The sequence below is a fragment of the Peribacillus acanthi genome (assembly GCF_003073175.1).
Taxonomy (GTDB): Bacteria; Bacillota; Bacilli; order Bacillales; family DSM-1321; genus Bacillus_BN; species Bacillus_BN acanthi.
The window spans coordinates 1-13,726 of sequence record NZ_QBBX01000012.1 but is presented as its reverse complement, the minus strand read 5'-3'; the positions used below and the strand labels follow the sequence as shown (position 1 = coordinate 13,726).

Below are 13,726 nucleotides of genomic sequence, written 5' to 3'. Positions count from 1 at the left end.
TTCTGTTATTTTTCTATTATGAGGTTTCATTAACATTGGATGGGCTCCTTCCATATACTATCGTAGTCATCGTTAGGAAGGAGCTTGTTCATGGTAAATATTCTATCCCTCATGGCACTAACCTTTGCTGTAAGCTTAGATAGCTTTAGTGTCGGATTCACATATGGATTACGTAAAGTACAAATTCCTTTTAAGTCCATTCTGATTATCTCCTGTTGCTCAGCCATCAGCCTGCTTCTTGCTATGTTCATAGGGCAATTTCTTGGAAGTGTTTTATCTCCACACTTAGCAGAACGAGTTGGAGGATCCATATTGATGGTCCTTGGTTTTTGGATCATGTTTCAATTCTTTCGGCCTGAAAAGCAGGAAGAAGAATTGCCGAACGAAAAAATCATTTTTACTTTTGAGATTAAATCGCTTGGGGTAGCAATAAATATATTACGAAAGCCTCTAACAGCGGACTTTGATCGTTCAGGGACAATTAATGGGATTGAAGCGTTTGTTTTAGGATTTGCACTATCCTTAGATGCCTTTGGAGCAGGTATAGGAGCTGCAATGTTGGATTTTTCACCGTATATTCTTGCAACCTCTATTGCTGTCATGAGTTTACTATTCATTGTTGCGGGTTTGAAATGTGGAAAACAACTGTCGTCCAAAGTCTGGCTAACAAAATTGTCCTTTTTGCCAGGTATTTTGTTGTTCGCGATTGGATTATGGAAATGGTGAAAAGATTACCAAAATGAGAGGTTAATAATGGGTAGAGTCATTGGGTTAACCGGCGGAATAGCCAGTGGAAAGAGTACAGTAAGTGAAATGATCAAACATTTAGGTTTTGTAGTAATTGATGCAGATGTCGCTGCTAAAATGGTTGTACAGCCTGGCCAGCCTGCACTTTCCAAAATCATAAAAGCATTTGGAAATGATATTGTTAATGAAGTTGGAGAGCTGGAACGTGTAAAACTTGGGAGCATTGTGTTTCAAGATGATGAAAAAAGACAGATTTTGAACAGTATTGTCCATCCTGCAGTACGCAAATATATGAAAGATCAACAAGAAATTGCTTTCCTCAATGGAGAGAAGATTGTTTTTTTGGACATCCCGTTATTGTTTGAGAGCGATTTAACTCATATGGTTGAAAAGGTCATTTTAGTGTATGTAGATGAGAAAATTCAATTAGAACGTTTAATGAAAAGAAATGGTTTCTCAGAATTTGAGGCCATGAATCGAATTAAATCTCAATGGCCATTAAAAGATAAGATTGAGAGATCGGATGCAGTAATCAATAACAACGGTACGATCGAAGAAACAAAAAGGCAACTACTATCCATTCTGAGGGAATGGGACATTATCGGCAATTAGGGATACGATGCATAATAAAATTAATTATGGACTGGAAAGCTTGCATTTACGTGCAGGCTTTTTTATTTATAGGCTGTGTTAAAGTCCATTGTGGTTTTTAGCGATTTGTTGATTAAAGAAGAAGACGATTGACTCCTGGGAGATTAGCGTTACAGACGAGACCCCGCAGGAGCACTAACGACGGGGAAGCTCAGCGAACGCCCCTCCCGAAAGCAAACGTCTGGAACGAAACAACAGGCAAATTTAACAGAGCCAATAACCATAATAAAATTGTAAATTCAAAATTATTAAACATTTTAAAATCCGCATTTTTCTCATCACAATTATGTTTGAATATGTTATACTAATTACATCAAGAGGTTAATAAAGTATAACACTAATTCAGGGGGTACCCATAAATGAAAGCAAAAATTGCAATCAATGGATTTGGCCGTATCGGTAGAATGGTATTTAGAAAGGCAATTCTTGAAGATCAATTGGAGATTGTCGCAATTAATGCTAGCTATCCGTCTGAAACGTTAGCACATTTAATTAAATATGATACTAATCATGGCACTTTTGCAGGTGAAGTGATTCCTGAAGATAATGCTTTAGTTGTAAATGGTAAGCGCATACAATTAGTTAGCCAACGTGATCCAAAAGAACTTCCTTGGAAAGAAATGGGTATCGATATTGTAATTGAAGCGACTGGGAAGTTTAACTCAAGAGACAAAGCAGCCCTTCATTTAGAAGCTGGAGCTAAGAAAGTAATCTTAACAGCACCAGGGAAGAATGAGGATGTAACAATCGTTATGGGTGTAAATGACGGAGATCTTGATATCCAAAATCACTCCATCATCTCTAATGCTTCATGTACGACAAACTGTTTAGCTCCTGTAGTAAAAGTTCTAGATGACCAATTCGGTATTGAAAACGGATTAATGACTACAGTTCATGCATATACAAATGATCAAAAAAATATAGACAACCCACATAAAGATTTGCGTAGAGCTCGTGCATGTGGTCAAAGTATTATCCCAACAACAACGGGTGCAGCAAAAGCATTATCACTTGTGTTGCCACACCTTAAAGGGAAATTACATGGAATGGCTTTACGTGTACCGACTCCAAACGTTTCTTTAGTGGACTTGGTTGTAGATTTGAAAACGGATGTAACAGCTGAATCCATTAACGATGCTTTCATCACAGCAGCAAATGGTTCACTAAATGGAATTCTTCATTACACAGAAGAACCATTAGTATCCGTAGACTTTAACACAAATCCAAACTCAGCAATCATAGATGGATTGTCCACAATGGTTATTGGAGACAATAAAGTGAAAGTTTTAGCTTGGTACGACAATGAGTGGGGCTATTCTTGCCGTGTTGTAGATTTGACTAAATACGTTGCAGAACAGCTTTTAACACAATCAGAAGTACTTAGCTAAAATTGGTTACTGATTATCATAGTATTTTTTAAAAATTACCCTTACTCTTTGGCTTGTCTAAAATGGCAAGCCTCTTTTTCGTGTGTCACAATAGTTCAACAAATCTAGTGTGGAAATTACCAAATATTTTCAACACACAAATGGATTTTTTTCGATATAATAATGGTATTGTTCATTCCATACACACATACACAATAAAATGTCTTTGTGGAATGAATCCTAGTAATATCAAGGTTTAAAAGTCATGGATTAATATAGCTTGTATTTTTTTTGTAAATGTATATTGCAAAACAAAAATAAACGAAGTATACTATGATTCGTGAACTTCTTCGGAAGACAGCATTGGTACTACTTAAAGGGTTAGGACCTCTTCGGACTAACTTTCCCCCGTGGTAGTCGCCATTTCTTTGTTGTAAAAATCACGGAAATCTTATCATGTTAAAGGGGGAAAATTAACATGGAAACTATGGGTAGACATGTAATTTCAGAACTTTGGGGTTGTGATTTTGAAAAGTTAAACGATGTGGTAAAAATTGAGCAAATTTTTGTTGATGCTGCACTTAAATCAGGTGCTGAAGTACGCGAAGTTGCGTTCCATAAATTTGCGCCACAAGGTGTTAGTGGAGTTGTTATCATCTCTGAATCTCACTTAACTATTCACAGCTTCCCAGAACACGGTTATGCTAGCATTGACGTTTATACGTGTGGGGAATTAGATCCTAACATTGCTGCAGATTACATTGCTGAAGCTCTTGGTGCTCAAACTCGTGAAAACATCGAGCTTCCACGTGGTATGGGTCCAGTTCAAGTCAATAAATCACAAGTAAAAGCATTATAATATGTGAAACCACAAGAGGTGTAGGCTACACCTCTTTTTTTATTGTTTGGAAATTGATATTTTTAATAACGTATTGTACATAAATGGCTTAATATGTTTAAAATATAAGAAATTTATCTTTTTGTGAGGTAGAATAATGGGATTTTTCTCTTCATTTTTAAAACGATTTGATAGTCAAGTTGAAACAGGGGACCATAATCCTGATGATCGACTTAAAACTCGTTATTATAAAGCAGACTTACGTAAAGTTCTTCATGAAATTGAATCTGTATTAAAGAAAAAAGGAGCTGTGATAGGGAATGTTTCTGCTGAGCATGGAGAATTATCTGCAACGATAAAAACTCCGGTAAATGCTTTTGTTGTGGCGTCCATAGTAACAGTTCGTCCTTTTGAAACAGCACTTGATTTTACAGTATCTACTGAAATGAAAAGAATAACGGGAAACTATAATGTTTTAGCTGATTTAATCCATTCCCTTTATTTAGAAATCGATGGTAAAGTTCCTGTCATAAAATGATGGCCAATATTTTGTATTAATAATGAAATTAAGTTGTGCTGTCCCATCCTTTTTTATAAGATAATGGTAAGTAATAAAATCGAATGGGCATGACTAAACGGAGCTGATTAAATTAAATGAAATGTCCAAGCTGTTTAAATAATGGAACTCGTGTATTAGATTCCCGTCCTGTAGATGAAGGACGCTCTACTAGAAGAAGACGAGAGTGCGAGCTTTGTGGATTCCGCTTTACCACTTTTGAAAAAGTTGAAGAAACCCCTCTAATTGTCGTCAAAAAAGAAGGGACAAGGGAAGAATTCAGCGGTGACAAGATTTTACGTGGTCTAATTAAAGCTTGTGAAAAACGTCCAGTCCCTTTGAAAGTGATAGAGGACATAACTCATGAAGTGGAAAAGGAATTACGTAATCAGGGAATTTCTGAAATAAAGAGTGAAGCAATTGGTGAGATGGTCATGGATAGACTGGCAAAGGTCGATGAAGTGGCTTATGTTCGCTTTGCATCGGTATACAGACAATTTAAAGATATCAATGTATTTATAGAAGAACTGAAAGATTTAATCAATAGAGAGCGTGAGTAAGAGCTAAAAGGGTGCTTTAGCTCTTTTTTGCTAGCCAGTAGTTTTTTGGGAAAGGTTGAGTATATGTCTAAGCATTGGCAAGAATTAGTGCCGGTAGATAGCTATGAAATATCTTCAAATGGTTTATTGCATGATTATGATCGGAAAGTGATTGCTTTATTGTATCAACCATTAATTGGGTCGATTCCGCTAAGCTTATATGTCACTTTTTGGAGTGAACTGGAACAGAATAGAATTTGGTCAAGTGGCTATTCCTTCCACCGTGGATTAATGAATGTTATGAGTTTAAATTTAGGTGAAATCTATGAAGCCCGTAAGAAATTAGAGGGAATTGGTTTATTGAAGGTTTGGAGAAAGAAGTCTTCAGATAATCAACATTTTATCTATGAATTGCAGCCTCCATTGACACCCGAGGAATTTTTCCAAGATGGAATGTTAAATATCTATTTGCATAAAAGATTGGGGAAGCAGCATTATCAAAAGCTAAAGGAATTCTTTAGTGATAAGATTGTGGATGAAAAGGAATTTGAACCGGTAACGAAAAGCTTTTCAGAAGTATTCATTTCGGGGCAAATGGAATCACTGTATGTATCCGATGAATCCAAGGATGATCTTCGTCCAGAACCTTCTCATCAATATATCGGTAGACAAGAGGGTTCATCACCAAGCGGATTTGAGGAATCATTTGATTTCAGCTTATTCTTTGCTGGATTAAGTAGTACGTTTATTTCAAAAAAGTCTTTCAGTTCAAAGGTAAAAGAAGCAATCGCAAAAATTGCCTTTCTTTATGGGATTAATCCATTGCAGATGCAGGGACTGGTTTTACGTTCAGTGGATGAAAACAAGGAAATCAATATAGAGGCGTTACGGAAAAATGCAAGAGATTGGTACCAAATTGAGTATCAGGATGACCTGCCTACTTTAGCAGAAAGAGTTCAGCCGCCTCACCTTCATTCTTTGACTTCAGAGCCTAAGAATGAAGAGGAAAAGCATATTCGCCATCTTGAGACTGTTTCGCCATTAAAACGTTTAAAAGAGCTTTCTGGCGGTGCAGAACCATCCAAATCAGATATCACGATAGTGGAAGGCATCATGATGAATCAGCAGCTTCCTCCAGGTGTTGTCAATGTCCTAATTGAATATGTCATGATCAAAACGGATATGAAATTGACAAAAGGGTATGTAGATAAAATAGCAGGCCATTGGGCAAGAAAGAATATCAAAACGGTTAAAGAAGCTATGGATCTTGCAAAAAAAGAAAATCAACAGTATCTTTCTTGGCAAGAAGAAAAGAAAACAAAGCAAGACAAATCATCAAGACAAAAAAAGGTTGTGCGTCAAGAGTACATCCCAGATTGGATGAGCGAGAACAACATATCTGAACCATCCTCTGCTGGAGAGGAATTATCTCCTGAGCTCGAACAGAAGCGGAAAGAGCTAGAGGAAAAAATTAAAAGGCTTAAAAAGAGGTGAAGCCTGTTATGGAGAAAATAACGAAAAGGCTAAGTAAGTTAACGAATACATCGCAGTTTAACGAACGATACGAGAGCATTAGAAATGAAGTGTTAAATGATCCTGATATTGCCGTTTTCTTGAACAAACATAGCACATCCGTTACTAAGGAAATGGTAGATAAAAGTCTAGTTAAATTGTACGAGTTCAGTACACAAAGTAAAAATTGTGAAAAGTGCCCTAGTCTTGAAGGTTGCGTTAATATGATGGAAGGATACCATCCGGAATTGATCATCCAAAGAAATAGAATTGACCTTCAATATGATCGCTGTCCAAGAAAAATGGCAGCAGATGATAGAAAGCGTCACGAAAGCTTTATCAAAAGCCTATACGTTCCAAAAGATATTCTATCCGCTTCAATGGCGGATTTTAACAGCACGAATGTTACGGAAGAAAGACTATTTGCTGTTGCTGAAGCGATGCAGTTTATCGAGGATTTAGATCAAGGAAGGAAAGCGAAAGGATTGTATATCCACGGTAGCTTTGGAGTCGGAAAATCTTATTTACTTGGAGGAATCGCCAATGAACTGGCAGATAGAAAAATTCCTACCATGATTGTGTATGTCCCCGACTTTTTCAGAGAGATGAAGGCTTCCATACAAGACCATTCATTGAATGATAAAATCGATACGATTAAAAAAGCCAATATTTTAATGTTAGATGATATTGGTGCCGAAACGATGTCCAGTTGGGCTCGTGATGAAGTTTTAGGACCGATACTTCAATTTCGTATGCTTGAGAGCTTACCGACCTTTTTCACCTCTAATTTCGATTTCCAAGGATTAGAGGCTCATATGACAACTTCACAAAGAGGGGAAGTTGAGCAAGTGAAAGCTAAGAGGCTGATGGAAAGGATTCGTACTCTTGCAAAACCGGTGTTGTTAAAAGGGAAAAATTTAAGAGATTAACAATCAAACCGCCTCTATTCACTTTAGAGGTGGTTTTTTATTTTGGAGTTTGAAGCGCTGAATCCAATTGTTAAAGTGGTTTTTGATGTGAAAATGTTCCTCCTAGTGGACGATGGCTTGCCAATCTGCGAGTTTTGTATGTTTTCTAATTCTATTCTTATAGCTTATCCCATATATATGAAATAGGAAGCATGGCAAGGGGGGGTATCGTTGGTATACATTCATTTTGCTTCTGAGAAAGAAGCAGCTTCAATCACGAAATATGCTTTTGCACATCCTTTAAGTGCGGAGCTTCACACATATATGAAGTATGAAAACGGAGAAAGCATTTATTTATTCATTGAAGAACAGAACTTTTTTCCAATGCTAGAATGGATTAGTGATAGCTTGTTTGCTTATATGAAAAATGAACTGATGATACAGTGGCTTGAACAAATAGTCCGAGAGAAGTTTTATTATCAAGAAAGTGAAGAAATTGCTGATATTGTGGATATTGCTATATCAATTATTGAAGGCCAGAACAATACAAATTCACCGGATTGTTTTTGGCAAAATGAAAAAGTTGTCGTAAAGAATGGTATGCATCCGATTCTACAAGCAAATACATCCTTTTCATTCCACTCATTTTCGAAGTTCCGTCTCAAAGGTCTAAATGAAAAGCTATTGGAATTTGTTGAAATGGCCATAGATGAATATAAGCTTGAACAAGATTATCAAAACTTTATCCATTTTCTAAGGGAATTCATGCATTCACAGAAACCGAAGGCAAATGTATTGCATGTTTTACATAAAGATAGCGTGGAATTCTATTCAGAGACATTTGAAAAATTGGAAAAAAGGGAGATTATCAAGCTAATAGACCGGAAGCTCCTTGCGGAAAATCCAATGTATATCGACTCGAATTTAATAGCTCCATTGATTTCAATCGCTCCAGAAAGGCTTTTTCTCTATGCGGATCGGACGGATCATGGAGTGATACAAACGGTAATGAGGATTTTTGAAGAAAGGGCATCCATCAAGACGATAGCCCAATTTTATTCGATGCAATACGAAAAAATAAACGAAAAAGACCGAGTTCTTTAGAAAAAAAGTTCCGCTTTTGCCCTCTTGATTTTCCTTGAATAACCATCTATAATATCCTACATAATACATTTATATTGAAATGTCATGATAAGGATATGGGTATTCTGGGTATGGTTCACAGAGAGGAAAGCCAAGGCTGCAAGCTTTCCATCCAGGCAGATTGCTTACCACCTTTGAACTTCAGCTATGAAAGAATCTCGAGTATTGGCTGACGGATGCTGCCGTTATCAGTTTCTAAGTGTTATTTTTCTTTTTTGAAAAATAAAACATGGGTGGAACCGCGGGTTACTTTTGATAATTAAGCTCGTCCCTGTTATACAGGGGCGGGCTTTTTATATTTTATTATCCATTTTTTTACAAATTGAAGGAGTTGAGTCTGTGTGTCTGAAATGATCAAAATCACTTTCCCTGACGGAGCAGTAAAGGAGTATGTTAAAGGCACGACGACTGAAGATATAGCTGCTAGTATCAGTCCGGGATTAAAGAAGAAATCATTAGCCGGTAAAGTAAACGGTGAATTATTTGATTTAACAAAAGCGATTGAAGAGGATTCTTCGATTGAAATCATCACTCAAGATTCCAAAGAGGCTTTGGAAATCCTACGTCACAGTACAGCGCATTTAATGGCTCAAGCGATTAAACGTCTGTATAAGAACGTAAAACTAGGGGTTGGACCAGTCATCGAAGGTGGCTTCTATTACGATATCGATTTAGATGAAGCGATTTCGGCTGAGGACCTGCCAGCGATTGAAAAAGAAATGAAAAAAATTGTGAACGAAAACATTGCTGTTATTCGTAAAGAAGTTTCTCGCGATGAAGCGGTTCAACTTTTCAAAGAGCTTGATGATGAGTATAAGCTTGAATTGATTGAAGCGATTCCAGCAAATGAAACAGTAACATTATATGAGCAAGGCGATTTCATTGACCTTTGCCGTGGAATCCACGTACCATCCACAGGAAAAATCAAAGAATTCAAATTGTTAAGCATTGCCGGTGCATACTGGAGAGGCAACAGCGATAACAAAATGCTTCAACGTATTTACGGAACAGCATTCTTCAAGAAAGAAGAATTAGCTGAACACCTTCGTCTTCTTGAAGAAGCGAAGGAACGTGATCACCGTAAGCTTGGTAAAGAGTTGAACCTATTCATGAATTCCCAAAAGGTTGGTCAAGGCTTGCCACTATGGCTTCCAAAAGGTGCAACTATCCGCCGAGTGATTGAGCGTTACATCGTAGATAAAGAAACACGTCTAGGATATGACCACGTTTATACACCTGTTATGGGAAGCGTAGATTTATATAAAACTTCTGGGCATTGGGATCACTATCAAGATGGCATGTTCCCTGTCATGGATATGGATAACGAGCAGTTAGTTCTACGTCCTATGAACTGTCCACATCATATGATGATTTATAAGAATGACATTCATAGCTATCGTGAATTACCTATTCGTATTGCTGAGTTAGGAACTATGCACCGTTATGAAATGTCAGGAGCTCTAGCTGGACTTCAGCGTGTACGTGGTATGACATTGAATGATGCTCATATTTTCGTAAGACCTGATCAAATTAAGGAAGAGTTCAAACGAGTTGTTAACCTAGTTCTTGAAGTATACAAAGATTTTAATATGAGTGACTATTCCTTCCGTCTGTCATATCGTGATCCACAGGATACTGAAAAATATTACGATGATGATGCAATGTGGGAAAAAGCTCAAAGCATGCTAAAAGAAGCTATGGATGAAATGGGCTTGGATTACTTTGAAGCAGAAGGCGAAGCGGCATTCTACGGTCCAAAACTTGACGTTCAAGTGAAAACTGCACTAGGTAAAGAGGAAACTTTATCGACTGTCCAACTGGATTTCTTATTGCCAGAGCGCTTCGATTTAACATATGTTGGGGAGGATGGTAAACCTCATCGTCCGGTCGTTATCCACCGCGGTGTCGTTTCTACTATGGAACGTTTTGTAGCCTTCTTAATTGAAGAGTACAAAGGTGCATTCCCTACTTGGCTTGCTCCTGTTCAAGTTCAAGTCATCCCAGTTTCTCCGGATGTACACCTTGACTATGCTAAAGAAGTTAAAGAACAGCTTCAAGCTGCGGGCCTTCGCGTAGACCTTGATCACCGCAATGAAAAAATCGGCTACAAGATTCGCGAAGCACAAATGCAAAAGGTCCCTTACATGCTAGTGGTAGGGGATAACGAAATTAAAGAAAACGCTGTAAACGTTAGAAAATATGGCGAACAAAATTCTGAAACAATGCCATTCGCTGATTTCTTAAACAAAATCAAAGAAGAAGTTTCAAAATAATATTTTTCATCTAAAGAGGCACCTCAGTTTTGAGAGTGCCTCTTTATATAATGGCTCTGTTTAACTAGCCTGTTTATTGCAGCTAGTGTACTCGATTTCCGCGGTCGGTTGGGGACCTTTTGACGAGAAATTATGTTCAAAAAGGTAATCGTTTTAGGTGAATGGTTCCCTTTTTGGAAGGGATTTAGTCCAAAAGGTAATCATACGTAGCCAATGGTGCCCTTGATGGGGACAAAATGATCCAAAAGGTAATTATAGCAGGTGAATGGTTCCCTTTTTGGAAGGGAAAGAGTCCAAAAGGTAATCATACGAACCCAATGATGCCCTTGACGGGGACAAAATGATCCAAAAGGTAATCATAGCAGGTGAATGGTTCCCTTTTTGGAAGGGATAGGGTTCAAAAGGTATCATACGTAGCCAATGATGCCCTTGACGGGGACAAAATGATCCAAAAGGTAATCATAGCAGGTGAATGGTTCCCTTTTTGGAAGGGAAAGGGTTCAAAAGGTAATCATACGTAGCCAATGATGCCCTTGATGGTGACAAAATGATCCAAAAGGTAATCATAGCAGGTGAATGGTTCCCTTTTTGGGAGGGAAAGAGTCCAAAAGGTAATCATACGAAGTCAATGATGCCCTTGACGGGGACAAAGTGAATCATAGCTGGAGAAAGAACCTGTCTTGACCAGGAGATGAAATCCAATGCAATCAGTGGAGAGGAAGAAGCGGTTTTTTCAACTCCAACCCCACGGTTATTGCGGGCTAAACAGGCACTTTCGCATTCTATAAATGGAGGAGAAATCATGGATATCCGTGAAGTCAGAATAAGTGATGCAGGGGAATTATTGGCTTTGATGAAGACTGTGGAGATGTCGAACTTTATGCTTTTTGGACCTGGGGAACGAAAAACATCAGAAGAAGCTTTTCGAAAGCATCAATCTAAACTCCAGGAAGATACCCATTCACAAATTTTTGTAGGGGAGAATCACGGGGAATTGGTGGGATATATGTTCATTCTTGGGAATACAACTGCTCGAAATCGGCATTCAGCTTATTTTGTTATTGGTGTAAAAGAGAGTGAAAGAGGACTTGGCATTGGAAGACAATTGTTTAACGAAGCCGATCTATGGGCTGACAAGAATGGTATTCATCGTCTAGAACTGACAGTCTTGACACATAACGAACGAGCTTTATCACTATATAAAAAAATGGGGTTTGAAATCGAAGGCACTAAACGTGATTCATTATTCATTGACGGAATGTACAGAGATGAATACTACATGAGTAAAATACGGAATTGAATAAAAATGGGAATGTAAAAAAAGTATTGCAATTAAACGGATGATTTGATAGTATAAATTTTGTTGCTGATAAAACAGATGTTTGACAGATTGTTTTACAGTATGGTATAGTTTCTAAGGTGAATTGAATACTAGTTTGAGGAAGAAGAGGCACCCGCTTCTCACCTGAATGACGCGTTTATGCAGTTAACAGGTTCATGACTTGATTATTGACTTTCGTTATTTAATCTTTCAGTGTGGGTGTTGAGTGCATCCACACTTTTTTATTGCAATCGAAAGTGTCATGCGCTATTCCTTCCAAACGTTGTATTCGCCCATTAAACCTTGGAGGTGGCTAACTATTAGCAAAGACATGTTGGTAAACGAGGGCATCCGTGCCCGCGAGGTTCGTCTCATTGACCAAAACGGTGAGCAATTAGGAATTAAGACCAAGTTCGAAGCTCTGGATATTGCCGCTCGTGTAAATCTTGATGTTGTTCTTGTTGCTCCGACTGCTAAGCCTCCTGTAGCCAGAATTATGGACTACGGAAAGTTCCGCTTTGAGCAACAAAAGAAAGACAAAGAAGCTCGCAAAAATCAAAAGATCATTAATATCAAAGAAGTTCGCTTGAGCCCTTCTATTGACGATCATGACTTTAATACAAAGCTTCGCAATGCTCGTAAGTTCCTTGAAAAAGGAGACAAAGTAAAAGCATCCATTCGATTTAAAGGACGTGCGATTACCCATAAGGAAATCGGTCAACGCGTATTGGATCGCTTCTCAGCAGAGTGCAACGACCTTGCAACTGTTGAACAGGCTCCTAAAATGGACGGACGTAGCATGTTCTTAGTTTTAGCACCGAAAAACGAAAAGTAATTCAATGACCATGTAATGAGGAGGAACATCTGATGCCTAAAATGAAAACTCACCGCGGATCCGCAAAGCGTTTCAAAAAGACAGGATCTGGTAAGCTAAAGCGTTCAAAAGCATACACAAGCCATTTATTTGCTAACAAATCTACAAAAGCTAAGCGTAAGCTTCGCAAAGCAGGTCTTGTAAGCAAAGGTGACTTCAAACGTATTCGTCATATGTTAGACAATATTAAGTAATTGAGAAATAGGAGGGAAACAACATGCCACGTGTAAAAGGCGGTACTGTTACTCGTAAACGTCGTAAAAAAGTTATCAAATTAGCTAAAGGTTATTACGGTTCAAAACATACATTATATAAAGTTGCTAACCAACAAGTAATGAAATCATTACAATATGCTTTCCGCGATCGTCGCCAAAAGAAACGCGACTTCCGTAAGCTTTGGATTACTCGTATCAACGCAGCTGCTCGCATCAACGGTCTTTCTTACAGCCGTTTAATGCATGGCTTAAAGCTTGCTGGTATCGAAGTAAACCGCAAAATGTTAGCTGAATTAGCAATCGCTGATGCAAAAGCTTTCGCTGAATTAGCAACAGTTGCTAAACAACAATTCGATAAGTAATAAATCGAGCCATTCCCATTTATGGGAATGGCTTTTTAGATTTCACTTTATGAATTATAAATGGGCAGCAAAGAAGTAATCCGTAGTGGCCAATGTTAGAAATAAAAGTATCAGTGTAACTAGGCAATCGAAAGCAGCTTGGCTTGACGTTAGTCAAGTTTTCTCATTAGTAGGAGGCAAAAATGGGCTTATTAGAACTATATTTTATCGTCATCAATATTGCTGGGATTGTAATCATGTACTCGGATAAACAAAAGGCTAAACGAGGGCAATATCGTACACCAGAAAGGACGATTTGGACAGTGGCATTTCTAGGTGGAGCGATTGGTACAACCATTGGTTATGAAAAGCCAAGTATCTGTACATGATTTCAAGAAAGTATAGGATATTTTTTTATGGTGTTCTATAATTATGATTAGT

The 13,726-nt window shown here is 37.9% G+C and carries 15 protein-coding genes and 2 other annotated features; all 15 genes read left to right on the top strand.

The genetic code is table 11. The features are described 5' to 3' along the window. Positions 1-90: 90 nt before the first annotated feature. The 15 genes from ytaF to DBX25_RS12990 all read left to right on the top strand — a co-directional run bounded on the left by ytaF (position 91) and on the right by DBX25_RS12990 (position 13,674). Positions 91-726, top strand: coding sequence for a sporulation membrane protein YtaF (gene ytaF / locus DBX25_RS13060; RefSeq protein ID WP_108671251.1), 636 nt, complete (start codon positions 91-93; stop codon positions 724-726). A gap of 27 nt (positions 727-753) precedes the next feature. Next, the gene (gene coaE, locus DBX25_RS13055) at positions 754-1,359 is read left to right on the top strand and encodes a dephospho-CoA kinase (protein ID WP_108671250.1); all 606 of its coding nucleotides are present in this window, start codon (positions 754-756) and stop codon (positions 1,357-1,359) included. 398 nt (positions 1,360-1,757) lie between these two features. Further along, on the top strand, positions 1,758-2,786 hold the full coding sequence (locus DBX25_RS13050) for a glyceraldehyde-3-phosphate dehydrogenase (RefSeq protein WP_108671249.1): 1,029 nt from the start codon (positions 1,758-1,760) through the stop codon (positions 2,784-2,786). A gap of 457 nt (positions 2,787-3,243) precedes the next feature. Continuing rightward, entirely contained in the window at positions 3,244-3,624 is a 381-nt protein-coding gene (gene speD, locus DBX25_RS13045; protein ID WP_108671248.1) for an adenosylmethionine decarboxylase, read from the top strand. 136 nt (positions 3,625-3,760) lie between these two features. Further along, the gene (locus DBX25_RS13040; RefSeq protein WP_108671247.1) at positions 3,761-4,141 is read left to right on the top strand and encodes a cytosolic protein; all 381 of its coding nucleotides are present in this window, start codon (positions 3,761-3,763) and stop codon (positions 4,139-4,141) included. 116 nt (positions 4,142-4,257) lie between these two features. Beyond that, entirely contained in the window at positions 4,258-4,719 is a 462-nt protein-coding gene (gene nrdR / locus DBX25_RS13035) for a transcriptional regulator NrdR (RefSeq protein ID WP_108671246.1), read from the top strand. 63 nt (positions 4,720-4,782) lie between these two features. Next, the gene (locus DBX25_RS13030; RefSeq protein ID WP_108671245.1) at positions 4,783-6,192 is read left to right on the top strand and encodes a replication initiation and membrane attachment family protein; all 1,410 of its coding nucleotides are present in this window, start codon (positions 4,783-4,785) and stop codon (positions 6,190-6,192) included. Between the two features lie 8 nt (positions 6,193-6,200). Beyond that, on the top strand, positions 6,201-7,139 hold the full coding sequence (dnaI, locus tag DBX25_RS13025; protein WP_108671244.1) for a primosomal protein DnaI: 939 nt from the start codon (positions 6,201-6,203) through the stop codon (positions 7,137-7,139). A 210-nt stretch (positions 7,140-7,349) separates the two neighbouring features. Next, positions 7,350-8,222, top strand: coding sequence for a sporulation protein YtxC (gene ytxC / locus DBX25_RS13020; RefSeq protein WP_108671243.1), 873 nt, complete (start codon positions 7,350-7,352; stop codon positions 8,220-8,222). A gap of 75 nt (positions 8,223-8,297) precedes the next feature. Next, positions 8,298-8,537 (top strand) — a binding site (T-box leader). Between the two features lie 65 nt (positions 8,538-8,602). After that, positions 8,603-10,534 carry a threonine--tRNA ligase gene (gene thrS / locus DBX25_RS13015; RefSeq protein ID WP_108671242.1) on the top strand — a complete coding sequence of 644 codons (1,932 nt, stop codon included), beginning with the start codon at positions 8,603-8,605 and terminating at the stop codon, positions 10,532-10,534. An 802-nt stretch (positions 10,535-11,336) separates the two neighbouring features. Next, positions 11,337-11,834 carry a GNAT family N-acetyltransferase gene (locus tag DBX25_RS13010; protein WP_108671346.1) on the top strand — a complete coding sequence of 166 codons (498 nt, stop codon included), beginning with the start codon at positions 11,337-11,339 and terminating at the stop codon, positions 11,832-11,834. Between the two features lie 136 nt (positions 11,835-11,970). Further along, positions 11,971-12,105: a sequence feature (ribosomal protein L20 leader region), on the top strand. 81 nt (positions 12,106-12,186) lie between these two features. Then, positions 12,187-12,690: a translation initiation factor IF-3 gene (gene infC / locus DBX25_RS13005; RefSeq protein WP_240620304.1), complete on the top strand. Its 504-nt coding sequence runs from the start codon at positions 12,187-12,189 to the stop codon at positions 12,688-12,690. 32 nt (positions 12,691-12,722) lie between these two features. Continuing rightward, positions 12,723-12,923, top strand: a complete 201-nt coding sequence (gene rpmI, locus DBX25_RS13000) for a 50S ribosomal protein L35 (RefSeq protein ID WP_108671241.1) — start codon at positions 12,723-12,725, stop codon at positions 12,921-12,923. Positions 12,924-12,946: 23 nt separating this feature from the next. Beyond that, the gene (rplT, locus tag DBX25_RS12995; RefSeq protein WP_108671240.1) at positions 12,947-13,306 is read left to right on the top strand and encodes a 50S ribosomal protein L20; all 360 of its coding nucleotides are present in this window, start codon (positions 12,947-12,949) and stop codon (positions 13,304-13,306) included. Positions 13,307-13,488: 182 nt separating this feature from the next. Then, entirely contained in the window at positions 13,489-13,674 is a 186-nt protein-coding gene (locus DBX25_RS12990; protein WP_108671239.1) for a DUF1294 domain-containing protein, read from the top strand. Positions 13,675-13,726: the final 52 nt, after the last annotated feature.